22 protein-coding genes are annotated in these 24,147 nt (G+C 65.2%); 8 read left to right on the top strand and 14 right to left on the bottom strand.

Annotated features, from left to right (window positions below; all coding sequences use genetic code 11):
* Positions 1-24 precede the first annotated feature (24 nt).
* The 7 genes from JQ616_RS24630 to JQ616_RS24600 form a co-directional block, all read right to left on the bottom strand.
* Positions 25-1,266 carry an ABC transporter substrate-binding protein gene (locus JQ616_RS24630; RefSeq protein WP_212018900.1) on the bottom strand — a complete coding sequence of 414 codons (1,242 nt, stop codon included), beginning with the start codon at positions 1,264-1,266 and terminating at the stop codon, positions 25-27.
* Between the two features lie 45 nt (positions 1,267-1,311).
* Positions 1,312-2,790, bottom strand: a complete 1,479-nt coding sequence (locus tag JQ616_RS24625) for an ATP-binding cassette domain-containing protein (protein WP_212018897.1) — start codon at positions 2,788-2,790, stop codon at positions 1,312-1,314.
* Positions 2,791-3,717: a branched-chain amino acid ABC transporter permease gene (locus JQ616_RS24620; RefSeq protein ID WP_212018895.1), complete on the bottom strand. Its 927-nt coding sequence runs from the start codon at positions 3,715-3,717 to the stop codon at positions 2,791-2,793.
* A gap of 1 nt (position 3,718) precedes the next feature.
* Positions 3,719-4,594 carry a branched-chain amino acid ABC transporter permease gene (locus JQ616_RS24615; RefSeq protein WP_212018893.1) on the bottom strand — a complete coding sequence of 292 codons (876 nt, stop codon included), beginning with the start codon at positions 4,592-4,594 and terminating at the stop codon, positions 3,719-3,721.
* 94 nt (positions 4,595-4,688) lie between these two features.
* Positions 4,689-5,912 carry an ABC transporter substrate-binding protein gene (locus JQ616_RS24610; RefSeq protein WP_212019160.1) on the bottom strand — a complete coding sequence of 408 codons (1,224 nt, stop codon included), beginning with the start codon at positions 5,910-5,912 and terminating at the stop codon, positions 4,689-4,691.
* A 410-nt stretch (positions 5,913-6,322) separates the two neighbouring features.
* Positions 6,323-7,918, bottom strand: a complete 1,596-nt coding sequence (locus tag JQ616_RS24605; RefSeq protein ID WP_212018891.1) for an MDR family MFS transporter — start codon at positions 7,916-7,918, stop codon at positions 6,323-6,325.
* A gap of 159 nt (positions 7,919-8,077) precedes the next feature.
* Entirely contained in the window at positions 8,078-8,614 is a 537-nt protein-coding gene (locus JQ616_RS24600; RefSeq protein ID WP_212018890.1) for a YcgN family cysteine cluster protein, read from the bottom strand.
* Positions 8,615-8,900: 286 nt separating this feature from the next.
* On the opposite strand from JQ616_RS24600, the gene JQ616_RS24595 reads away from it, so the two are divergent.
* From JQ616_RS24595 to JQ616_RS24585, 3 genes are read left to right on the top strand one after another with little or no spacing between them, the layout of a single operon-like run.
* A complete protein-coding gene (locus JQ616_RS24595; protein WP_212018888.1) occupies positions 8,901-11,186 on the top strand; it encodes a transglycosylase domain-containing protein in 2,286 nt (761 codons plus the stop codon).
* A gap of 1 nt (position 11,187) precedes the next feature.
* Positions 11,188-11,766: a DUF1214 domain-containing protein gene (locus tag JQ616_RS24590; protein ID WP_050424324.1), complete on the top strand. Its 579-nt coding sequence runs from the start codon at positions 11,188-11,190 to the stop codon at positions 11,764-11,766.
* A complete protein-coding gene (locus JQ616_RS24585; RefSeq protein WP_212018886.1) occupies positions 11,763-12,386 on the top strand; it encodes a DUF1254 domain-containing protein in 624 nt (207 codons plus the stop codon). Before JQ616_RS24590 ends, JQ616_RS24585 begins: the two co-directional genes overlap by 4 nt.
* On the opposite strand, the gene JQ616_RS24580 is transcribed toward JQ616_RS24585, so the two are convergent.
* Complete coding sequence (locus JQ616_RS24580; RefSeq protein WP_212018884.1) at positions 12,383-13,225, bottom strand: MBL fold metallo-hydrolase; 843 nt, start codon at positions 13,223-13,225, stop codon at positions 12,383-12,385. The two genes, JQ616_RS24585 and JQ616_RS24580, sit on opposite strands and share 4 nt — an antisense overlap.
* A 90-nt stretch (positions 13,226-13,315) precedes the next feature.
* On the opposite strand from JQ616_RS24580, the gene JQ616_RS24575 reads away from it, so the two are divergent.
* Complete coding sequence (locus tag JQ616_RS24575; RefSeq protein ID WP_212018882.1) at positions 13,316-14,176, top strand: LysR family transcriptional regulator; 861 nt, start codon at positions 13,316-13,318, stop codon at positions 14,174-14,176.
* Here JQ616_RS24575 and JQ616_RS24570 read toward each other — a convergent pair.
* Positions 14,173-14,940: a hypothetical protein gene (locus JQ616_RS24570; protein WP_212018880.1), complete on the bottom strand. Its 768-nt coding sequence runs from the start codon at positions 14,938-14,940 to the stop codon at positions 14,173-14,175. The genes JQ616_RS24575 and JQ616_RS24570 overlap by 4 nt on opposite strands.
* Positions 14,941-14,956: 16 nt before the next feature.
* On the bottom strand, positions 14,957-15,151 hold the full coding sequence (locus tag JQ616_RS24565) for a hypothetical protein (protein ID WP_212018878.1): 195 nt from the start codon (positions 15,149-15,151) through the stop codon (positions 14,957-14,959).
* Positions 15,152-15,446: 295 nt separating this feature from the next.
* On the opposite strand from JQ616_RS24565, the gene JQ616_RS24560 reads away from it, so the two are divergent.
* Positions 15,447-16,379 (top strand): DUF2336 domain-containing protein, encoded by a 933-nt coding sequence (locus JQ616_RS24560; protein ID WP_249137167.1) that lies wholly within the window; start codon positions 15,447-15,449, stop codon positions 16,377-16,379.
* Between the two features lie 86 nt (positions 16,380-16,465).
* On the opposite strand, the gene JQ616_RS24555 is transcribed toward JQ616_RS24560, so the two are convergent.
* Positions 16,466-17,572: an NADH:flavin oxidoreductase gene (locus JQ616_RS24555; protein WP_212018874.1), complete on the bottom strand. Its 1,107-nt coding sequence runs from the start codon at positions 17,570-17,572 to the stop codon at positions 16,466-16,468.
* Between the two features lie 256 nt (positions 17,573-17,828).
* On the bottom strand, positions 17,829-18,173 hold the full coding sequence (locus JQ616_RS24550) for a DUF1491 family protein (RefSeq protein WP_212018872.1): 345 nt from the start codon (positions 18,171-18,173) through the stop codon (positions 17,829-17,831).
* A gap of 226 nt (positions 18,174-18,399) precedes the next feature.
* Here JQ616_RS24550 and JQ616_RS24545 point away from each other — a divergent pair, with 226 nt between their 5' ends.
* Complete coding sequence (locus JQ616_RS24545; protein ID WP_212018870.1) at positions 18,400-20,043, top strand: ankyrin repeat domain-containing protein; 1,644 nt, start codon at positions 18,400-18,402, stop codon at positions 20,041-20,043.
* 63 nt (positions 20,044-20,106) lie between these two features.
* Here JQ616_RS24545 and JQ616_RS24540 read toward each other — a convergent pair whose 3' ends face one another.
* Together JQ616_RS24540 and JQ616_RS24535 are read right to left on the bottom strand one after the other, a co-directional pair.
* The gene (locus tag JQ616_RS24540) at positions 20,107-20,871 is read right to left on the bottom strand and encodes a peptidoglycan-binding domain-containing protein (RefSeq protein WP_349630043.1); all 765 of its coding nucleotides are present in this window, start codon (positions 20,869-20,871) and stop codon (positions 20,107-20,109) included.
* Positions 20,864-22,666, bottom strand: coding sequence for a sensor histidine kinase (locus tag JQ616_RS24535; RefSeq protein WP_212019156.1), 1,803 nt, complete (start codon positions 22,664-22,666; stop codon positions 20,864-20,866). The genes JQ616_RS24540 and JQ616_RS24535 overlap by 8 nt, the downstream gene beginning before the upstream one ends.
* A 443-nt stretch (positions 22,667-23,109) precedes the next feature.
* Between JQ616_RS24535 and JQ616_RS24530 the strand changes: the two genes are divergently transcribed.
* Positions 23,110-23,493, top strand: a complete 384-nt coding sequence (locus JQ616_RS24530) for a DUF5330 domain-containing protein (protein WP_212018869.1) — start codon at positions 23,110-23,112, stop codon at positions 23,491-23,493.
* A gap of 169 nt (positions 23,494-23,662) precedes the next feature.
* Positions 23,663-24,094, top strand: coding sequence for a SufE family protein (locus JQ616_RS24525; RefSeq protein ID WP_212018867.1), 432 nt, complete (start codon positions 23,663-23,665; stop codon positions 24,092-24,094).
* Positions 24,095-24,147 lie beyond the last annotated feature (53 nt).

The following is a 24,147-nucleotide window of genomic DNA, read 5'->3' as shown; positions in this document are numbered from 1 at the left end:
TTCTCGTGATGACTCGCGCTGGGCTTACTGCGACAGCTTCACAAAGTCCGGAAACTTCAGCTTGCCTTCCGCAATCGCCTTCGGCCAGACCGTGATCTGCTTGCCGTTCTGCCACTGGAAGACGAGGCCGGTGACCGCGCCGGGGCCAGACTTGATGCCGTGGGTGAACTCGTCGTTCTTGCCGTAGAACTGGATCTTGCCGATCGTACCCTCGAAGTCGGTCTTCTCGAGCTCGGCGACCATCTTGTCCGGATCGGTCGAGCCGGCGCGCTGGATCGCTTCCGCGATGATGTAGACCTCGTCATAGGCGGTGTAGCCGGTATAGGCCGGCGGCGTGCCGAACTTGGCCTTGAAGGCGGCCGCGAACGGCTTTGTCTTCGGCGTCACCGCAACGTCGGGCGTTGCGACCGCGAGCGACGGCACGCCTTCGGCCGCGCCGTTGGTGTCGCCCCAGAATGTCGGGCTCAGCGCTTGCGCGCTGATGCCGAACATCGGGATCGGCACCTGCTGGTTCTTCCACTGCACCGTCGGCTGCACGCCGACATGGGAGATGCCGGTGACGATCACGTCAGGCTTGGCGGCTTCCATCTTGTTGAAGATCGGCGTGAAGTCGGTGGTGTCGGGCGAGAAGCGGATGTGCTCGACCACTTTCAGGCCGGCCTTCGGCAGGCAGGCCTCGTAGCCGATGTCGAGCGGCTTGGTCCACGCCGCGTCCTCGCTCATGATCGCCGCCGACTTGAACTTGAGCTGGTCGACCAGGAGCTCCTTGGCGGCGTCGCAGACGATCTGGGCCTGCGCGGCCGAGGTCAGATAGCCATGGAAGGTGTACTTGTTCTTTTCATAGTCGTTGTGAATGGCCTTGGTGATCTCGTTCGAGGCGGCGCCGGGCGTGATCAGCGGCATCTTCAGCCGCGAAGCCCACGGCTCCAGCGCCAGCACGACCTCGCTGATGTAGCTCGCGATCACGGCGGAGACCTTGTCCTCGCTGACCGCGCGCTGGAACGCGCGTACCGAATCAGCCGACGAGCTCTTGTTGTCGTAGGTGACGATCTCGATCTTGCGGCCCATCACGCCGCCCTTGGCGTTGATCTCGTCCGCCGCGATCTGCGCTCCGCCAGGGGTTGCCGCACCCGCGATCGACTGCACCTCGGCGATGACACCGATCTTGATCGGATCGCTGGACTGCGCATAGGCCGGCGCCGCGAGGCACAGCGCGAGCGCAGTCGCCAACAGGCTCGCACGGGTGGCGGTTGAATAGCGTGACATGATGATCTCCCTTGCTTTGCTTTCTTGTTTTTAAATCGTCGAACGTCAGAGAAAATCCTTGCCGGCCTCCGCGGCGAACCGGCCCGGATCGCCCTCCCAGACGATCCGCGCGTGCTCCAGCACATAGACGCGGTCGGCATGTGGAAGCGCAAATGTCACGTTCTGCTCGCCGAGCAGCACCGTGATCTTGGTGGTCTGGCGCAGTTTCTCCAGCGCCTTCGACAGCAGTTCGAGGATGACGGGCGCCAGGCCCAGCGTCGGCTCGTCGAGGATCAGGATCTGCGGCTGCATCATCAGCGCACGACCGATCGCCAGCATCTGCTGCTCGCCGCCGGACAGCGTCTGCGCCATCTGGCCTTGCCGTTCCTTCAGGATCGGGAACAGCTCGAACAGCCAGGCGAGCTGTTTCGCCCGCGCCGCATCGTCGAGATGCTGGCCGCCGAGATCGAGGTTTTCCCGCACCGTCATCTCGCCGAACAGCTCGCGCGATTCCGGACACTGCACGAGGCCCGAGCGGGCGATCTTGGCAGGTCCCGTGCCGCGCAACTTCTCGCCGCCGCGCAGGATCTCGCCGGTGTAAGGCAGGAAGCCCGAGATGGTGTTGAACAGCGTGGTCTTGCCGGCGCCGTTGAGGCCGACGACGGAGACGAACTCGCCTTCATGGACGTGGATCGAGACGTTCTCCAGTGCCTGCGCCTTGCCGTAATGCACGCTGACATTCTCGACCTGCAACAAGGGCACCTTGTCCTTGAACGAGGTCTCGGGCCGCGCATGGGTTTCGATCGCGCCGCCGAGATAGACCCGCCGCACGGTCTCGTTCTTCATCACGTCCTCGGCACGGCCGGTCGTGATCTCCTCGCCGAGATACATCGCGAGCACGCGGTCGACCATCGCCGCGACGCTCTTGACGTTGTGGTCGACCAGCATCACCGCGCGCCCTTCGTCGCGGAAGCTGCGGATCAGGGCAGAGAACATGCCGACCTCGGCGCTGGTGAGACCCGCGAACGGTTCGTCGACCAGCACCACTTTCGGGTCACGTGCGATCGCTTTCGCGAGCTCGAGCCGGCGCAGATCGGCAAACGGCAGCGTCGGCGGACGGCGATCCATCACCGCGCCCAAGCCGACGCGCTCAGCGATCCACTTGGCGCGCTCGGTCAGCGCCTTGTCGGGAAACAGCATGAACAGGCTGTCGGGCAGCAGCGCGACCATGATGTTCTCCAGCACGGTCTGCCGATTCAGCGGCCGCGAGTGCTGAAACACCATGCCGAAGCCCTTGCGCGCGATCTTGTGCGCGGGGAGACCAGCGACGTTCTCGCCCTCGAAGATCACCTCGCCCGCGGTCGGGCGCTCGATGCCCATCACGCTCTTCATCGCGGTTGATTTCCCGGAGCCGTTCGGCCCGATCAGGCCGAGGATCTCGCCGGGATGCAGGTCGAACGAGAGGTTCTTCACCGCGGTCAGGCCGCCGAATCTCTTGGTCAGTCCACGAACGGTGAGCGTTGCTGTGGTCACAGTCTGATCCATTTAGGAGCGCGCCTCGCGTGACAGGGCCGCTCCGAGGAAACCGCCGGGGAAGAACAGGACGACGAGCAGCGCCACCGCCGAGACGATGAAGGTCGCAAGCTCGCCGGTCGGGCGCAGGAACTCGCCGGCCACGATCAGGAAGATCGCGCCCAGCGCGGCCCCTAGCACGGTGCGCCGGCCGCCGAGCACGGCGGAGACGATCACGTTCACGCCGACCGCGACGTCGACCACGGTACCGACCGAGGCGGTGCCGAAGTAGAACACCAAAAGCGCCCCGGACAGCCCTGAGAAGAACGCACTGACGATGAACGCCGCGAGCTTGTGCTTGACGATGTTGAAGCCGAGCGCGCCGGCCTGCACCGGATCCTGCCCGCTCGCCTGCAGCACGAGTCCGACCGGCGATTGCGACAAGCCGTAAAGAATAGCTGCGCTGACGGTCATGAAGCCGAGCGCGATCCAGTAATTGACGCCAGCATTGATGGTGATGACGTCAGGGATCGTCAGCCCGATCTCGCCGCCGGTCAGATCGGCGAACACCACGACGAAGTTCTGCAGCATCAAGACCGCGACCAGCGTGGTGAGGCCGAAATACGGCCCCCTCACCCGCAGCGCCGGCAGCGCCAGCACGAAGCCCGCAACGACGGAGGCCAGCGCGCCGAGCAGGATGCAGACATAGACCGACCAGCCATACTGGTTGTTGAGGATGCCTGCGGTGTAGGCGCCGGTGCCGATCAGGAAGGTCGGCCCGAAATTGACCTCGCCGGCGAAGCCGAACAAGAGGTCCCAGGCCATCGCGAACACGCCGAAATAGAACGCGACGGTGAGCAGGCCGAGGATGTAGCCGGAGACGTAGAGCGGCAGCGTCGCGGCGACCACCACGCAGACCAGCGAAATGAAGAACAGGCGCGAGGAGAAGAAATTGGCCATCTCAGCGCCTCCCCAACAGGCCCTGGGGCCGGATATACATCACGAACACCAAGAGCAGCAGCGCCGGGATGGTGCGGTAGGCCGGTGAGATCATGTAGGCGGTGATAGTCTCGAGATAGCCGACCACGAAGGCCGCGATCAGCGAGCCCGAGACGCTGCCGAGGCCGCCGAGCACCACGATCGAGAACGCGCTCGCGGTCAGCGGCCCGACGCTGTAGGAGCTGACGCCGAGGAACATGCCGAGCAGGACGCCGGCGATGCCGGCGAGGATGCCGTAGATGCCCCACACCACGATGTAGATCTGGGTAAGCTCGAGCCCGAGCAACGTGACGCCACGCGGGTTCATCGAGGCCGCCAGCACCGCCTTGCCGGTCCGTGTCCGGTTCACCAGCAGCCACAGCAGGCCGATCACGAGGCAGCACACCAGCGCGGTGAAGATGTTGTTGCGCGGGGTGCGGTTGCCGAAGATATCGACGACGCCCTCGACGATCGGCAGCACCGTCTTGGCGTTGTTGGTGAAGAAATAGGCGATCAGCTCCTGGATCATGATGCCCCAGAGCAACGTGCCGGTGAGGACGAAGATTTCCTTTTCCTCGTTGGGGATCCGTGTGGAGTTCTGGATCGGCTTGACGACCACAAAATAGGTCGCGAACGACACGATCAGCGCCACGCCGACACCGAACAGCGCACCGGTGTAGATGTCGAGGTGCAGCACGCTGGCCGCGGCCCAGGCCGCGACTGCTGCGGCCACCATGATGGCGCCGTGGGAGAGGTTGAGAACGCCGGAGACACCGAAGATCAGGGTGAAGCCGGTGGCGCCGAGCGCATAGAGCGCACTGATGGCAAAGCCATCGATCAGGATTTGTAAGGCAAGCATCTCATATCGGCCGCGGCAGCAGAGCTGCCTGTTGTGGAGGACGCGGAACTGAATGCGGATGCTCCCGGGACCGGCCCGGGAGCATTGTCATCAGTCAGTTGGTGGTGAGCTTGATGAAGCTCGGGAACTTGAGCTCGCTCTTGGCGACCTCCTTGGGCCAGACCGCGACCTGCTTGCCGCCCTGCCACTGCAGCATCAGTCCGGTGATCAGGCCCTTGCCGTACTTGATCGAATGGGTGAACGGATCATCCTTGCCGTAGAACTGGACGCGTCCGATGGTGCCTTCCCAATCGGTCTTCTCCAGCGCATCGACCATCTTGTCGGCCTCGACCGAGCCGGCGCGCTTCACCGCATCCGCGATGTAGTAGACTTCGTCATAGGCGGTGTAGCCGGCATAGGACGGATAGTTGCCGTAGCGCTTCTTGAAGTCTTCCGCGAACGGCACCGACTTCGGCGTCACCGCGACGTTCGGTCCCGACACGCCCTGATACAGCACGCCTTCGGCCGCGTCGTTGGTATCCTTGCCGAAGGTCTCGTTGGTGGCCTGCGAGGAAATGCCGAACATCGGGATCGGCACCTGCTGGTTCTTCCACTGCACCGTCGGCTGCACGCCGACATGCGAGATGCCGGTGATGATCACGTCGGGTTTGGCGGCTTCGACCTTGTTGAAGATCGGCGTGAAGTCGGTGGTGTCGGGCGAGAAGCGGATATGGTCGACGACCTTGAGCCCGATCTTGGGCAGGCACTCCTCGTAGCCGACGTCGAGCGGCTTGGTCCAGGCTGCGTCCTCGCTCATGATGACCGCGGTCTTCATGTGCTTCTGATCGACCAGGAGTTCCTTGGCGGCGTCGCAGACCGACAGCGCCAGCGCCGCCGAGGTCAGATAGCCGTGGAAGGTGTACTTGTTCTTCTCGTAATCGGCGTGGACGCTCTTGCTGATCTCGTTGGAAGCCGCACCCGGCGTCACGAACGGCGTCTTCAGGCGCGAGGCCCAGGGCTCGAGCGCCAGCACCACTTCGCTGATGTAGCTCGATATGACGACGTTGACCTTGTCCTCGTTGACCGCGCGCTGGAATGCGCGCACCGAATCCGCCGAGGATGAGTGATTGTCGTAGGAGACGATCTCGATCTTGCGGCCGTCGATGCCGCCCTTGGCGTTGATCTCGTCGGCGGCTAGCTGCGCGGCCTGCGGGATCGACGCACCGGCGATCGCCTGTGCCTCGGCGATCACGCCGATCTTGAGGGTGTCAGCGGCCTGCGCGCCACCGGGCGCGAGCGCCACAAGGCCCAAAGCGGCTGCTCCGGCGAATTGCTGCATCGCATGAAATGGCAGTCGCGAAGTCTTTTTCACCCTGTTTCTCTCCTCGTTGTGTTTTTGTTCGGCTGCTTCGAGCTCTTGGGGCCGGACTATAGCCGCGACAAAATGCGCAGCAAGTGAAACTGCGCGCAGATCGCCATGCTTGGACGGCAACTAAAGTAGTGGGTCGGTCGCTTGCGGCTGAACAAAGATCAGGCAGTGCGGGAATAAAAGTGGTGGGGTGCCGCGGGCCGCGCAACAAACTCGGTGTCGTCCCTGCCTAGTGCGCAATTGCGCACGGGAGCAGGGACCCATAACCACGGTGCTGATTGTTGCGCGATGTTGGAACGACGAGTCCCATTCACAACATCCGCCGCGGGGTATGGGTCCCGGCCTTCGCCGGGACGACAGCGGTGTATGGGGCGACTGCCCTACTCCGCCATCTCGGCCGGCGGCCGCGTGGCGGGGCCAGCGAGCGGGCGCTCTTCCATCGTGATCATGCAGATCGACGCGGTGGTCAGCAGCACGGCGGCGGCGCCGAACACATAGCGGAATGCGGTGATCATGTCGGCCATCGGGATCGCGCTGACGGTGCCGGCGGAGGCGGCGTGATGCTCGCCGGCGAGCGAGATGTCGGTCCCGAGCGTCATCAGCAGGATCGTGGTGAAGGCGGCGACCGTGAACGAGGCCATCATGGCGCGGAAGAAGTTCATCGCGCCGGTCACGGTGCCGACCTGCGGCCGCGCCACCGAATTCTGCAATGACACCACGCTGATCGGGAACGTAGTGCCGAGCCCGAGCGCGAACACGCTCATCAGAAGCAACAATCCCCACAGCGGCAGCGTCGTCACCGCCATGCCGACGGCACAGATCGCGGCCACCGAGGTGCCGACGATGGCGACGCGCTTGTAGTGCTTGGCCTTCGCCATGGTCCGGCCGGCGATCGCCGCACCAAAGGTCGAGATCGCCGCGAGCGGGATCAGCGCAAGGCCGGCCTCGCTGGCGGTGAGGTGATAGACCACCTCGTAATACAGCGGCAGGTGCACCGTGAGCCCGACCATGGCGCCGAGCGCACAGCCGCCCGCGCCCATCGCGAACGGCACCACGGAGCCGCCGAGCAGCGACAACGGCAGGAACGGCTCATCGGCCCGGCGCGCATGCCAGACGAAGGCGCCGGCGAGCGCGATCGAGGTGCCGATCATCGCGGTGATGGTCGGCGACAGCCAGGACAGCCGCGTGCCGCCCCAGGTCAGCACCAGCATCAGCACCACGGCCGAGGCCATCAGCAGCACGCCGCCGAGCCAGTCGACCTTGCGCTTGCGGTGGAACACCGGGATCTTGCTCATCTTCGGCAGCAGCAGGGCCAGCGCGGCGGCTGCGAGCGGCAGGTTGATCCAGAAAATCATCGACCAGTGCAGGTGCTCGGCGAACACGCCGCCGACCACCGGGCCGAGGATGCCACCGGCCATCCAGACGCTGGAGAAATAGGCCTGGTAGCGGCCGCGCTCGCGCGGGGTCACCACGTCGGAGATCACGGTCTGGACCACGGGCATGATGCCGCCGCCGCCGAGCCCTTGCAGGCCGCGGGCAATGATCAGCATGGTCATGCTGGGCGCGATCGCGCACAGCACCGAGCCGACGACGAACAGGCTCAGCGAAGTGATGATCATGACGCGGCGGCCATAGATGTCGCTCAGCGTGCCGAACACCGGTGCCACCGCGGTGGACGCGAGCAGATAGGCCGTGATCACCCAGGAGAGATTGGTGACGTCGTGAAACTGGCGCCCGATCGTCGGCAGCGCGGTCGCGACAATGGTCTGGTCGAGCGCGGCCAGGAACATCGTCAGCATCAGGCTGATGACGATGGTGCGGACTTCATCCGGATTGAGCGCTGCCGGCGGCGCCAGCGGCGGCGCGTCGCTGAGTTCGATCACCTCGCTTGGAAGGTGAGACAGCTCTTCGGCAATGTCGTCAGGCAACGTCGATTGGTCGGCAGGAAAACGGCTCTGCCGTTCATACTTGTTCATTTGGGGCGTAATGCTGCTGCGCGGGCGCGTCCCGCGATGGAATCATTCTCTGCTTTGCACTCTATGCAGCAATGGCCTGCTGAGGCAGGCACCCCAGCGCATGGGTGCATCCCGCGGCAGCGTTCTCGCGATGACGTGATCGCGAACGCGGCGGCGACGTCACGCTTTGGTCGGCTTGCCGAGCACCTTCGGCCGCTTCTTCAATTGTGCCCGCTTCGGCAGCAGACCCGGCCAGCGCACAATATGATCCTCGAGATCGGCGTCGTTGACGTCGATCTCGGTGCCCTCGACCCGACCACGTACCGAGACCCCGGCTTCATGGACGGTGTTGGGATCGCCCGAGATCAGCGGATGCCACCAATAGAGGTCCCGCCCCTCGGCCACGAGCCGGTAGCCGCAGCTCGGCGGCAGCCAGTTCAGGGTCCGGACATTCTCCGGCGTCAGACGGACGCAATCCGGCACCTGGTCGGAGCGGTTCACATAGTCCTTGCAGGTGCACAGGCCCGAATCGAGCAGCTTGCAGGAGATGTGGGTGAAGTAGATCTTCCCGGTGTCCTCGTCCTCGAGCTTCTCGAGGCAACAGCGGGCGCAGCCGTCACACAGGCTCTCCCATTCGGCGTTGGACATCTCTTCCAACGTCTTGGTTTTCCAGAAGAATCCCTCCTGGTCCGACGGGCGCTTGGGCGGTGCGGTCATGCTATCCCTGATTGGCGGTGCCGCTCTTTCTTGGGACGCCGGCGCCGCCTCCGCAAGGGGGTGCTCCTACGGGGTCGCAAAAGCCGGTGGGCAGCGTTAGGCCTTTCATTAAATTCATCAGCCGCGCCATTGGTTTATGGCAGCCGCTCGGATAGAACGTGGAACGAGTCCCCAACGACGCAAAAGCGCCTTGGGATTGCCGCAACATCGAAGCAAGACGCTGGCCTGTGCCCGTTTGGGCGCCCGCAGTGCTGTCAAACTGATCAAGGGTCGGTCCTTTCAGATCATGCCGTCGCATTGGAAACAGAAGGTCCGGAATTTCTTCCTGGATCTCGATGCGCGTATCGACTCGACGCTGTTCTCGTCGGGCAAGGGCCTGCGCGAGCTCTACGAGCGCTATTCCACCTTCATGGACCGCTTCTATGTCGGCCGCTGGAAGCGCTGGGTGTTCATCGAGCCGCTGTCGGAAGCCGCAACCCTTGGGCTCGGCGGCATGATCCTGCTGCTGACGCTCGCGATCCCCGCTTTCCGCGAAACCGCCGACGAGGACTGGCTGAAGAAGTCCGACCTCGCGGTGACGTTCCTCGACCGTTATGGCAACCCGATCGGCAGCCGCGGCATCAAGCACAATGACTCGATCCCGCTGGAAGACTTTCCGGACAATCTGATCAAGGCGACGCTCGCCACCGAAGACCGCCGCTTCTACGACCATTTCGGCATCGACGTGCCGGGCCTCGCCCGCGCGCTCGTTACCAACGCGCAGGCCGGCGGCGTCCGCCAGGGCGGTTCGTCGATCACCCAGCAGCTCGCCAAGAACCTGTTCCTGAACAATGAGCGCACCATCGAGCGCAAGGTGAAGGAAGCCTTCCTTGCGATTTGGCTCGAGACGCGGCTGACCAAGAACGAGATCCTGAAGCTCTATCTCGATCGCGCCTATATGGGCGGCGGCACCTTCGGCGTCGACGGCGCCGCGCACTTCTACTTCAACAAGTCGGTGCGCGACGTGAACCTCGCGGAAGCCGCGATGCTCGCCGGCCTGTTCAAGGCGCCGACCAAATACGCCCCGCACATCAACCTGCCCGCGGCGCGCGCCCGCGCCAACGTCGTGCTCGACAACCTCGTCGACGCCGGTTTCATGACCGAGGGCCAGGTGTTCGGCGCCCGCCGCAATCCCGCGGTCGCGGTCGACCGGCGCGACGAGAATTCGCCGAACTACTATCTCGACTACGCCTTCGACGAGATGCGCAAGCTGGTCGACACCTTCCCGAAATCCTACACCGAGCGCGTCTTCGTGGTCCGCACCGCGATCGATATGAACGTGCAGCACGCGGCCGAGGAAGCGATCGAGAACCAGCTCCGCCAGTTCGGTCGCGACTATCACGCGACCCAGGCCGCGACCGTGGTATCCGATCTCGACGGCGGCGTTCGCGCCATGGTCGGCGGACGCGACTACGGATCGAGCCAGTTCAACCGCGCCACTGACGCCTACCGCCAGCCCGGTTCGTCGTTCAAGCCGTACGTCTACACCACGGCGCTGCTGAACGGCTTCACGCCCAATTCGAAGATCGTCGATGGTCCGGTCTGCATCGGCAATTGGTGCCCGCAGAACTATGGCCACTCCTATTCCGGCCTGATCACGCTGACGCAGGCGATCACGAATTCGATCAACGTCATCCCGGTGAAGCTGTCGATTGCGATCGGCCAGAAGCTGCAGCCGAAGGCGCCCAATCCGGCCAAGTTCGGCCGCGCCGCGATCGTCGAGGTCGCACGGCGCTTTGGCCTGACGGCGCCGTTGCCCGATACGCCGTCGATGCCGATCGGCTCCGACGAAGTCACCGTGCTGGAGCACGCGGTCGCCTATGCGACCTTCCCGAACCGCGGCAAGGCGGTGACGCCGCATGCGGTGCTCGAGGTGCGCACCGGCGCCGGCGATCTGGTCTGGCGTTGGGACCGCGACGGTCCGAAGCCGCGGCAGGCGATCCCGCCGAACATTGCCGCCGACATGGCCGGCATGATGAGCCACGTGGTCAGCGAAGGCACCGCGCGCCGCGCCGCGCTCGACGGCATTCCGACCGCGGGCAAGACCGGCACCACGAACGCCTATCGCGACGCCTGGTTCGTCGGCTACACCGGCAACTTCACCTGTGCGGTGTGGTACGGCAATGACGACTATTCGCCGACCAACCGCATGACCGGCGGTTCGCTGCCGGCGCAGACCTGGCACGACATCATGATTGCTGCGCATCAGGGCGTGGAAGTCCGCGAGCTCACCGGCGTCGGCATGGGCCAGAAGCTGCCGCAGGCGCAGGCCAATGCCCAGGCCAACGCGGCGCCGCGCGTGCTGGAGACCAAACCCGGCCCGCCGCCGGTGCTGACCAAACGCGGCGCGGATGTCCTGGTGCGGGTCGAGAAGCTGCTCGACGATGCCGCCAGGACCGCCGGCAAGACCACGCTGAACGAGCCCTCGAAGACCGGCAAGGCGGAGTCCTCGAGCGCGCTGGCGTTCCCCGAAAATTACGTTGCCGCGGCCGGGGCGGACGGCGCGACACCTGCAGTGCCACGCAAGAACTGACGTGCGGCTCCTCCTCACCACTTTGCTGGCTCTCGTGATCGCCACCGCTGTCGGCCTCGGTCTGACCTATGCGACTGCGACGCGCGGCACCGATCTCGGCACGCTGAAGATCGGCGCCTGGACCGCGCGGCCGAAGAACGGCACCTCCGACGTCGATCCCTATTCGCGTGCCACCATCGCACGCAGCGGCGAGCTGCCGATCGGCACCGGCGACGGCATCGCGTTCTCGGCAACCACCGACGACAAGAACAAGCCGCTCGACGGCCGCTGCGACATCGTGGTCAGCGGCGTCACCCCGGCGGCGCGGTTCTGGACGCTGACCCTGTTCGACCGCAAGGGCCACCTCGTCGCCAATTCGCTGCAACGCTACGGCTTCACCAGCCAGGAGATCATGCGCGCCTCCGACGGCACGTTCGAGATCCACATCGCCTCACGCTCTCGCGCCGGCAACTGGCTGCCGACCGGCGGCATCGAGCGCTACGCGCTGATGCTGCGGCTGTACGACACGCCGGTTGGGGTTGCGACCCGCACCCAGCGCGACGCACCGATGCCCTCGATCGCAACGACGGGCTGCCCATGATCCGCGTGCTGCTCACCATCCTTGCAGGCGTGCTGCTCGGCGGCGTGGTGCATCTCGTCAGCGTGCTGGCGCTGCCGCGGATCGCCTCGCAGGACGCCTATTCGCGGCTGACACCGATGACCAAGCTCAACGAGGTGACGCAGCTGCCGCTCGCCGACCCGAGCCACGCGCCGATGCCGCTGATGGATCCGGCCTTCGCGGTGGCGATCTGCCGCTACGATCTCTCCACCGGGCCGCTCAAGCTGACCGTGCCGGTCAGCCAAGCCTACACCTCGGTGTCGTTCTACACCCGCAACGAGGTCGCCTATTACGCGATCAACGACCGCTCCGCCGGCAAGAAGGTGATCGAGCTCGACCTGATGACCGAGGCGCAGCACAACGATCTGCCCGAGGACGAGGAAGTCACCGCGGCCGACCGGCTGATCATCGACTCGCCGACCTCGACCGGGCTGATCCTGTTGAAGGCGCTGGCGCCGGAGCCCGGCCTGATGCCGCAGGCGCAAGCCTCGCTCGCCGCCTCCTCGTGCAAGGTGCAGGCCGAGCCGGTCGCAGCGAAGCAGGAAGCCCCGCCGCCACCCCCGCCCACTCCGACACCACCACCTGCAGCACGCAAGCGCTAGCTTGCTAATGCCAGGTGCCTTCCGCAGCGGCAGGTCTCGTAGTCGACGGGATCGTGGCTGTTGACGATCGTGACGTCAGCGCCATGTGCGGCCTTCAATTGCCGCAGCCGTTCCTGGTTCTGGATCCGCGTCGCGCGATCCATGTCCGCCTTGCGCTGGAACATGCCGAGCACCAGCGGGATCCGCGGCCTTGCATCGAGCTGCGCGTGATGGAAATAGGCATCGCCGGCGTGCAGCAGCCACTTGCCCTTGTCGCACACCGCGATGCCGCAATGGCCGAGCGTGTGGCCGTGCAGCGGGACCATCAGAATGTCCGGCTCGCGATCACCGAGCGCGCGCACGCCCTTGAAGCCGAACCAGTCCTCGCCATCAGCGCCGTAGAACGCCCAGTCCGGGCCGTGCTGCCACTGCGCCGTGATGTAGCGTCCCACCGGCGGTGCGACCTGATGCATCACAGCCATATCGTATTCCTTGCGATGGACATGCACCTTGGCCTTCGGAAAGTCCGGCACGCCGCCGGCATGGTCGCGATCGAGATGCGTCAACAGCACGTGCCGCACATCACCAGGCGAGAAACCCAGCGCCTTCACCTGCTGGACAGCGGTCTCGGCCGGATCGAGCCGCGGCGTGGTCTGCCGCACCCATTTGCGCCCGAGCCGCGGCGGGTTGCCGATGTCGTCGAGCCCGATGCCGGTGTCGACCAGCACGAGGCCCTGATTGCTCTCGACCAACAGGCAGTGACAGACCATTCGCGCCCGCTGGAAGATGCTGCCGCTGCCGTTCACGAGCCGCTTGCCGATCGGGCACATCGTGCCGGTGTTGAGATGATGGATGCGCATGACCGTCCTCCGCTGGAGCCGAGGCAGACTTGCCATTCGTTATTCCATAGGTAAAATATTGTCTTTCTATCTATATGATAGGATACACCTATGGATATCCGCGAGCTCCGCTACTTCGCCGCGGTCTACCGCGAGCGCAACCTGACCGCTGCGGCAAAGCGCTGCTTCATCTCGCAGCCGTCGATCTCGGCGGCGATCACCAATCTCGAGGCCGAGCTCGGCACCACGCTGTTCATCCGGCACAAGAAGGGCATGGCGCCGACGGAGTCGGCCGCACAGTTTCACGGCATCGCCCGCAGGATCATCGACGAGGCGGATGCGGCGCGAAACCTGTTTCGCAAACCTGCAACAAAGCAGGCGCTGACGCTCGGCCTGTTGCGAACGCTCGATCAGGCGCGGACGGTCGCGTTGCTGAAGCCGCTGACCGGCAATGCCGACCTCGCGCTCCGGCTGGTCGGCGCCAACGACAAGGCGGACGCGCGAATCGTCGCCAAGACCGTGGTCGGCGCCGGCGAACACTTCATCCCGCTCTGGAGCGAGCGCTATGTTGCGGCACTGCCGCCGTCGCATCCTTTGACGCTGAAGGAGATGCTGCGAACCACCGACTTCGCCGGCGTTCCGATGATCGACCGCTGCCATTGCGAGCAGCAGGAGTTCTTCAAGCGCACCTCGCCGCCGCGCGAGCCGGTGGCAATCGCGGAATCCGAGGAATGGGCGATGGCACTGGTTGCGGCCGGGGTCGGCGTCGCGATCGTCCCCGAAGGTGTGGCGCGCGGCAATCCCGATGTCGCGATGCGCGCGATCGATGTCGAGGTGACACGCCAGGTCGGGCTCGCCTATCCCTCGGCGCAGCCGCCATCCGATGCGCTGAAGGCGTTCATTGCCAGCCTGCCGCGGCAACCAAGCAGCCGCCGTGCCAAGTCGACAGCGAGGAAGATGAAGCGGGCCTAGCCCTTGGTCACCACGGCATGGCCCGCGACCGGCGCGGAGATCAGCGGCGAATTGGCGGTGAGCCGGGCGAGCTCGTTGATCTGGCGTTCGGCATCGGCGGCCATGCCGTCAGGCGCCTGAATCACCAACCGCTCCAGCGCCCAGCGATAGGACGCAATCCGCCGCTCCAGGCTCTGCTGGACCCACTGCACGATCAGCGTGTTCTCTTCCATCCGCGCGATCGCATCAGCCCGCTCCTTCGGCGACACGTCGGCAATCATCTTGAGGCTGGCACTGCGCTTGCGGTCGAGTTCGATCACCTGGGCCGCGGTGGCGAAGAACGGCTCGAAGCGGGTGATGTCGTCGCGCACCTCGTCGATCAGCAGTGAATAGCGCGAGGCGAACGAGCGATGCGGCTCGTCGATCAGATTGCGCCCATACATCGTGCGATCGAACACCACGTTCTGCCGCCATGGTGCGGGCAGCGGCTGGTAGTCGCCGAACACGCTCTTCCACGCCGGACGCGACAGCGGCGGCTCGATGAACTGATAAGCGAGATCGCGCAGCTGGCGTTCGTGCTCGGTGAGCTGGAATTGCGAGGCGTTCTTGCCGACGCTTCCGGTCGCCTCGGCGCCGATCCAGCGATGCATGTCGTCGTTGCGGAAATCGGCCCGGGTGCGGCCGAAATCGCCACCGCTGCAGCCCGCGAGCGCCGAGCCCCCCAATAGCAGGATCAGCGCCGGAAGTGACCGCCAGGCGGCGGTCCGCTGCACGAGCTGCGGCATTGCACGATGTCCGCGATCAGGAGCGACGTCGGCGACGGCGGCCCTGCGCAGTGCCCTGCTCCGGCCCGCGACCACCGCCGGTCTCCTCCGTCGTTCGCTCGATCCGGACGACGGGAAGGATCAGCACGGTCCCCATGCCTTCGCCGGCAGCACCGACAACACTCGGCCGCCGTGCAGCCGCATCCGCCGGAAACTCAACGATGGTGCCCATGTTCCGTTCTCTCTGGCCCCGCACGGACATGATTTGCCCCGCGCACGCCGAGTTAAGAACGGGCATGGTTAATGACATCTTAAGCTGCCGATACGGACGGTTACGGATATGGCGCTGTGCCTTAATAGACACGGGCAAACTCGAGCGTTTGGCTTCACGGCTTGTTTTCCTTAACTGCGTCTTAAAACAGCCTGCGTAGGCTCGCCGTTACAGGGTTTTCAAACCGAATCTTACTGGCAAGTCGCGTACGCCCGAGATGAGCGCAGCTCCGTTATTTCCTGGTTTCGATGGGCTGATGACGCTCTCCCGCCGCGAGGGCGTCGATATCCGCCCGACCCTGCTGCGCGTCCTGACTGACCTCTATGTGCAGGCGAGCGCGCATTCCGCCGATGAGGAGCGCCAGTTCGTCGAACTGACGTCGCGCCTGATCGACGAGGTCGACGACGCCACCCGCGCCGCGGTCCGCGCGCGGCTTGCGATCTATCCGGCCACGCCCGCCAGGATCATGGACAAGCTCGGCCTGCGCCGCGCCGAACCTGGCCAGCCGGTACCGGCAGCCGCGCCGATTGCCACACCTGCACCATCCGCACTGCCGGCCAGGATCCCGACCGAGGCCGAACTGCGGATGGCCGCGAGCCTTGCGATGCGGCCGAACGATGCCGCCGAAATCTCCGACATGTTCTTTGCCGCCAACGCCAAGGAGCGCGCGCAGATCCTGCACAATCTGCAGGAGACGCCGCTGAAGGCCGCGGCGCGGATTCCGGCCGCCCGCGCCGCGCGCGCGATCCATATCCTCGAGATGGCGGCGTTTGCCGAGGACGTCGACAACTTCACGCGCGAGCTCGGCGAGGCATTGATCCTGCCGTCGCGGATCGCCGCAGAGGTCGTCAACGATCCCGGCGGCGAGCCGCTTGCCTGCGCGATGCGGGCGCTTGAGGTGTCGAGCGCCGCGTTCCAGCGGATCCTGATGTTCCTCAATCCGCAAGCCGGCTCGTCGGTCAACTATGTCTACCGGCTGTCGCGGCTCTACGATCGCCTCAGCGAGCGCTCGGCGCTGGTCATGCTGGCGGCGTGGCGCGGCTCGACCATGGCGGTGGCGCGCAACAAGTATCGCTCGTCGCTCTATGACGACGAACGCCATCGCGTGCGTGCGACGCCATCGCAGACGCGCCCCGCGGTGCAGCCCGGCAGCGCGCCCGCCATCCGCAACCAGAAATCCGGCAGCTAAGGCGCGACCATCGCGTTTAGCTTTGTTCGGGGCATGCGCGGACTTGTCGGCGCGGCAAGCTTGTCGCGGCGCCCCGCCCCCGCTGGTTAACTCAGGGTGGCGAACGCAGCCGGCGTGAACTCGGCGGTCTCGCGACCTTGCCGCACTTTCTCAAGCCAGGCGGCATCCTGCAGCAACGCGCGTCCGACCGCGACCAGATCGAACTCGCCGCGTTCCAGCCGCGTGAGCAGCCCATCGAGCGACGTGGATTGGGCGCTCTCGCCCGCAAGAGATGCGTAGACGTCACCAGACAGACCGACGGCGCCAACGGTTATCGCGGTGACTCCCGTGAGCTTCTTCGCCCAGCCGGCAAGGTTCAGCTCCCGATCGATCTCAGGGAAAGCGGGCTGCCAGAACTTGGGTTGCGAGAGGTGGAGGGCATCCGCACCAGCGTCGACAAGGACGGAAAGCCACTGTTCCAGCGCCTTCGGCGTCGCGGCCAGCCGTGCACTGAAGTCTTTCGGCTTCCATTGTGAGAGGCGGAGAATCACCGGGAAGCCCGAGCTCACCACCGACCGGATTGCGTTCAGAATCTCGACCACGAAGCGAGAACGCTCGACGAGCGTCGAGCCGCCGTATTCGTCGTCGCGCAAGTTGAGATGGTCGTAGAAGAACTGATTGATGAGATAGCCGTGCGCCGCCATCAGCTCTATCCCGTCGAAGCCAAGTCGCTCGGCATCCATCGCTGCCTTCGCGAAGGCATCGATGATGTCGGCCACGTCGGCCTCGCTCATCGGTTGATTGACGCGCTCACCTGTCACTGAAAGCCCCGAGGGACTTTCATAAGGCGCCGTGGGTGTCCAGTCCGGCGCTGCGTTCGACAGCTTATGCCCGACATGGACCAGCTGCGGCGCGATGCGCCCACCTGCCGCGTGAACCTCGTCCACCACTTTCTTCCATCCAGCGAGCGCCGTCTCACCGTGGAAGCGGGGCATATCGGGCTCGTTGAGTGCGGCCGGACGACCGACCCCTGTTCCCTCCGTGATGATGAGACCGACGCCGTTCTCTGCGCGGCGGCGATAATAGCTGGCGACCTCGGCGGTGGGTACGCCGCCCGGAGACATGGACCGCGTCATCGGAGCCATCACGACGCGGTTCGGCAGGTTGAGGGCGTTCAGGCGGTAGGATCTGAACAGGACGTCTAGACTGGACATGGGATGTTTCCGGGGCGCGAGAGACAGGCGACCAGAGTGCGCGGATGCGCTCAACGGCTCGACCCTTGGCCAGGTACCTAGGGTCGCGGACTGTCGAACGGGACTACGCTTTGCTCGACAACGGCTGTGCATAGGCGCACCACTCCGATCGACCGCAGCTTCGTTTGGCCACGTCGCGCGATGTCGGCAGTTGCGCCGCCGTTGCGGGGCAAGCGGAGATCAAATGCGGCTGCTTCCCAAGCAGCCGAGATTGAGCCTAGCCCTTCGCCAGATCCAGGAAGTGCCGCCCGGCGCGGTCTTCGGTCTCGACGATCCAGGCATCGGGATCGAAGCGGAGCTCCTTGGTCAACCGCTCTTCGATTGACGGCTCGGACACCGGCTGCTGTGCGGTCGGCACGAACAGCCGCTCCGCGGGACGACTGTCGTCATAGACCGTCTGCGGCGCCGGCGCATACAGCATCGCATTGCCGTCCATCAGCGCCACCTTGACGAACACGGCGCCGGCCTCTTCGGCGCCCTTCTTGCGGACTGCGCCGAACACGCCCTCGGTCTGGCAGCGGCGCAGATACGCCGCGACCCAAATGCTGGTTTTCAATCGCATGCGCCGACCTATAGGCCAGCAGCGCGGCCACGTCCAATTGTCACAGATGTCGTCACGCAGCGGCGGGTTGACCGACAGCAGTGCCACCCATATCCTTGCCGCTGCGGTGCAAGCCGCGCCCGGGTCCACGGGAAGGGTTGAACCCACTTGCACCGAATACGCGGCCAACCAAGCCTTTGTGCAGCCGGTTTTGTGGACCATCGGCGATTGATGCACGGAGGTTGCCATGAACCGATCGCCCGCGCGATTGAATCTCGAACATCTGAAGAAGCAGGCCAAGGAGCTCATCCGCCTTTACCGGCGGCAGGCGCCGGAGGCTTACGCGCGTTTCCGGGAGGCGCTTCCGGCCGCGGCCGGGCTCAGCGACGCGCAAATTGCAGCACTCGATCTGCGGCTGCACGACGCGCAGTCCTGCGTGGCGCGCGATCTCGGCTTCGTGTCATGGCCGGACCTGCGCCGTTATGTCGAGGCCCAATTGCCGCACGGCAGAAGCCGGGACGATCGCGTGCGGCGATGGCTGCAACTGGTCTATGCCGCTGATGTCAGCGGCACCAGTGATCGCGCGCATCCGCGCGTTGCGGTGCGGATGCTCACCGAGGATCCCGGCCTCGTAGCCGATGATCCCTATCACGCCTGCGCCGTTGGCGACGAGGAGGCGATACGGCGTACCGCTGCCAACGATCCGGCATGGGTCAACCGTCCCGGCGGTCTCCTCAAGCTGCCGCCGCTGGTCGCGGTCACGCATTCCAGCCTGTTGCAGATTCCGGAGTATCAACCGCAGCTGCATCGCTGCGCGCGCCTGCTGCTGCAGTCCGGCGCCGATCCCGACCAGCGTATCGGCAGCCGCTGGCCGCCTGGAACGCTCGACGCGCCCGACGACAGCAATCCGCTGTCGGCGCTGTATGGCGCAGCCGGGCGCAACCACGATCTCACACTGACAAAACTGTTGCTCGAAGCGGGCGCCAATCCGAACGACAATGAATCGCTGTACCATTCACTCGAAGGCTCGGTGACGACAGGCCTGCTGCTCGAGCATGGCGCGCGGATCGCCGGCACCAATGCGATGTACAAGGTGCTCGATGACGAGAACGTGGCCGCACTCGAATTGCTGCTGCGGCACGGCGGCAATCCAAACGAGCCCGCCGGCAATGCGCCGCTGACGGATTGCGGATCGCCGCTGATGTGGGCGATCCGGCGACGGCGGTCGCGGACGTGCATCGCGACCTTGCTCGACGCCGGCGCAGATCCGAACATCACGACATCAGGCGGTCTCAGCGCCTACCGCTACGCTTTGCAGTTCGGACTGACCGAGGTTGCCGAACTGCTGCGAGAGCGGAACGGCGCCGAGGCACTTGGCGATGACGAGCGGTTCGTCGCGGCATGCAGCAGCGGCAACGAGCGCGAGGCACGTCGGATCCAGGCCTTGCGGCCCGATCTTCCGGGCTCGCTCTCAGCGCAACAGTTGCGGTTGCTTCCCGAGCTCGCCGCTTCAGGCGGCGACGATGCGGTGCGGCTGATGGTCAGGCTCGGCTGGCCCATCACCGTACGCGGTGGCGATTGGGACGCGTCGGCGCTCAATCATGCGGTGTTCCGCGGCAATGCCGGACTGACACGCTTCCTGCTCGCGCACGGCGCTGACTGGACCGAGCAGCACGGTTTTGGCGACAACGCCTCCGGAAGCCTGTCATGGGCCTCCTGCAACGAACCGGTCGAAGGCGGCGATTGGGTAGGCTGCGCGCAGGCGCTGCTCGATCACGGCATGCCACGCGCCACTCCGGATCGCGACGATCCGGAATGGGTGCTGCTGGCCGGCCGCAGGAAACTGTTCTCCGACGAGGTCAGGGAAGTATTGCTGGGCGAAGCTGTCTGAGGACGTCAACGCACCAACGAAGGTCGTGCTAGGCCGGGCAAAGCTCGGCCAGAGCAAGAAAGCCTACTCGATCGAGTGCCCGATCATCGTGCTGAGTTCGCGCACGAGGCGATCGGACATCTGCCCCGTCACCGGCAGTTTGCGCGCGCGCTCGAACTTTGCGATCGCGTGCTGGGTATCGGCGCCGATCGTGCCGGTCGGCTTGAGCTGACCGTAGCCATATTCCGTCAGCGTACGCTGGACCGCGGCGATGCGCTTGCCTGCCGGGCTCAGATGCGCGGTCGGGATCGGCGCCGGCGGACGAATGACACTGGAGGGCGCGGCGGCCGGGGCCGGAGCAGCGGCCGGCGGCGTTGCAGTCGACTTCGCCACCAGATTGGCTATCGGGTCGACCGGCTTGGCTTCAACCGGCTTGGGTTCCGGTTTGGCTTCGACGGACCTGGTCTCGGCGGGCCTGGTCTCCACCGGCTTCACGTCGACCGTCTTGGTCGTCTCCACCGCCGCTGGCTCGGCAGAGCGCGCGGCGGCCTCGGCCGGACGCGGGCGCGGGATCGGGCTGGCGGCCGCGACTGCCGGAGGTGGCGGTGGCAGCGTCACCACTGAGCCGCCGAACATCGGCGACGGATGCCGGCCGGCCTGCAGGAACAGCGCATTGATCAGGATTGCAACGATGGCAGACAGCGCCAGCACGCCGGCGATCAGGTCCTTCGGACTGTGCAGCAGCAAACGCAGCACGAGGCCACGTTCTTCCTCGGCCGTGATGGCCACTGCCTTGGCGCCACGGCGACGGCGCGGCGTTTCGTCGTCATCCAAAGTCTGTCTAGGCACTCTTCTTCACCTGATGGGTTTGCTCTTGGAGTCCGGATCGCAGCGCGGGCTTCAGGGTCGAGACATTGCTGGACGGCTCGACCGCGGCCGGCGGGGTGAACGATAGCGGCAGCGCGACCGACACGATGGTGCCCTCGCCCACCTTGCTCTCCACATTCATGTCGCCGTGGTGCAGGCCGACCAGTCCCTTCACGATCGAGAGGCCAAGGCCGGTGCCTTCGTGGCGGCGCTGATAGGTCTTGCCGGCCTGGAAGAACGGATCGCCGATCCGCTTGAGGTCGTCGGCGGCAATGCCGACGCCGGTGTCCGAGACCCGCAGCAGCAGCCGTGACCCCTCGACGGCGGCCGAGACCGTCACCTTGCCGCCGCGCTCGGTGAACTTGATGGCGTTGGAGACGAGATTGAGGACGATCTGCTTGAACGCGCGCGGATCGCCGTTCACGATCGGCAGATCGTCGGGCACGCGGGTGACGAGGTCGACGCCGCTCTCGCGCGCCTTCAGCGCCACCAGATTGCAACAATTGAGCAGCGCCGGCCGCGGCGCAAACGGCTCCGGCGAAATCTCGAAATTGCCCGACTCCATCTTCGACATGTCGAGAATGCCGTTGACGACGGACAACAGATGCTGGCCGGAATCGTTGATGAGCTGGGCGTATTCCTTGCGACGGGCCGCATCGAGCCCGAGCACGTCTTCCTGCGCGATCATCTCGGAGAAGCCGATGATGGCGTTGAGCGGGGTGCGCAGCTCATGGCTCATGGTAGCGAGGAAGCGCGTCTTCGATGCATCGGCCTGCTCGGCCGCGTTGCGCGCCTGTTCGAGCGCCTGCTCCTGCAGCTTGCGATCGGTCACGTCGCGCATCACCGCGACGACCTCGGCATCGGCGGCGGTCTGGTCGAGCGCACGGCAGCGCATCTCGACCCAGATGAATTCGGCCGCGGCCTCGCCGCGGGCGCCGTCGCGGCGCACGCGGAACTCGACGCTGCGGGACTCGCCGCGCGCCGCATCCGACAGCGCCGTGAGATAGGCCGGGCGATCGGCGACATGGACGCGATCGAACAGACCATGGCCGGAAAGTCGCGAGGCCGGCACGCCGAGCATGATCTCGGCCGCGGGCGAAATGAAGCGCACCGCGCCGTTGCGGCGGTGCCGCGACAACACGTCGCTCATGTTGTGGGCGAGCAGCCGGTAGCGCTCTTCCTCGACGTAGAGCAGCGCCACGCTGGTGCGCGCCAGCGATTCCGCGCCGAAGGCCAGCCCGGCCGCATAGAAGATCGCCGACACGACGCCGAAGCCGGCCAGCATGCTGTTCGACACGACCGCGGGATCGACCGGCGGCAGCACGTGGTAATGACCAAGCACGCTGAGCAATGCGGCGCAGATCATCGCCAGCGCAAAGGCAAGGGCGACCACGCGCCGCGACGCCGACAGCGCCGCCTCGATCGGAATCACGACGAGCCACACCGCGGCAAACGACGCGATGCCGCCGGTGGAGGCAGCGATCATCATGACGAGGCCGGCGAGCGCCAGCGACGACAGCACATGCGCGCCCTCATAGCGGCCGGTGCGCGACAGGAACCAGGACAGCAGGATCGGCGCGATCAGCCAGGCGAACGCCGCGACCTCGATCGCCGTCGGCGCCCCGCGCATCGCCAGAAAGGCAGGGAACGAAGCCAGCGCCGCCAGGCTGCCGAGCAGCCTCGGCGCCATGAAGGCACGATGGCGCGCACGCGTCAGCGCATCATACTGCGCCGACGGATGCAGCAGCGCATCCAGGCAATCGCGGATCAGACTCAAACTACTCACAGCACTCGCGCTTCGGCTCAATCGTCAGTTAGACGCGCCGGAACGCCTCCTTCGTGATTGCAGGTCAACGTGTCAGAGCGAACTTAAGCGAACGCTAAGGCGGGGCCGCCTGCTGCCAAACACCGTGCATTGGGAGGCTTCGACGCTGCCATTCACCACTCATTTGTCGGGGATGGTGAACGGCTGGTTTCCGGATGCGACGATCTATGGTTTCGGAATGGTGGACGCGGCGGATTCCGCGCATCCGCCCCCGCAAAGCCGCCATCAATCGAAAATTTACGGCGAATCAATTCGGGCAAGTTTTCCGCGATTTTTGGGCGGATTTACTTCAATGCAGATACTTCCGGTTTATCGACCGATGCTAACCCTCAAGGCCAATCGCGGCCTCCACCGCGCAAGAAGCAAAAGACAAGACAGACGACCGGGATCGCGCCATGTTCTTCCTGTTGCGTTTGGCATTCTGGCTCGGGCTCGTGCTCGTGCTGCTGCCGAGAGACAAAGCCCCTGAAGCGGACAAGACGCCGCAGATCAGCGCCTCGGACGCGGTGTCGGCCGCGACCGCGACGATCAACGACATGGGTCAGTTCTGCAAGCGTCAGCCGTCCGCCTGCGAAGTCGGCGGCCAGGCCGCGACCGCGATCGGCCAGCGCGCGACCGATGGCGCCCGCAAGCTCTACCAGATCATCACCGACAAGAAGCCGCCGGACCACACCGGCTCGATCGGTACGGACGATACCGATCTCGCCTTGGCTGCCCCCCGCGACACGCTGACCGCGGACGATCAGAGCATCGAATTCCGCCTGCCGCCGACACCGTGAGGGTAAGCCAGCACGTTTTCGAGCGACGCCTGTCCCGCACTTGACGCGGGAATGGGACCCGCTTCGCGTGAAGAAAAACCCGTCAAAACAACCGGGAACCGGTTCCATTTTCGTCGCTTTCGCAGGGCTCCTTCCTATATAAGCCTTGAGAATAGGACGCGGGCCACGAATGACGAAGATCGACGAAATCAGGGACAATTTTGCACTGCTGGACGAGTGGGACGACCGCTACCGCTATGTCATCGAGCTCGGCCGCACGCTGGAGCCGTTGTCGGAGGCGGAGCACTCGGCCGAGAACAAGGTGCAGGGCTGTGTCAGCCAGGTGTGGCTGTCGAAGCGCCTCGAGCGCGACGGCAATGGAGAACCGCGCCTGATCTATCTCGGCGACAGCGACGCGCACATCGTGCGCGGCCTGGTCGCGATCGTGCTGACGCTGTTTTCCGGGCACACGCCGAAGCAGATCCTCGATACCGATGCGCTCGCGCTGTTCGACGAATTCGGCTTCCGCGACCATCTGACGCCGCAGCGCTCCAACGGCCTGCGTTCGATGGTCGACCGCATCCGCAATGATGCGCGCGAGGCGCTGGCCTCCGCCGCGTAGAGCCCATTCCGATTTAATCGGAACGGGCTCGATATTTTAGTTTGAGGCATTTT

Origin of the sequence: Bradyrhizobium tropiciagri, assembly GCF_018130545.1 — a bacterium.
Taxonomy (GTDB): domain Bacteria; phylum Pseudomonadota; class Alphaproteobacteria; order Rhizobiales; family Xanthobacteraceae; genus Bradyrhizobium; species Bradyrhizobium tropiciagri_A.
The sequence above is the reverse complement of the archived record's forward strand: the minus strand, read 5'-3'. Positions and strand labels throughout refer to the sequence as shown.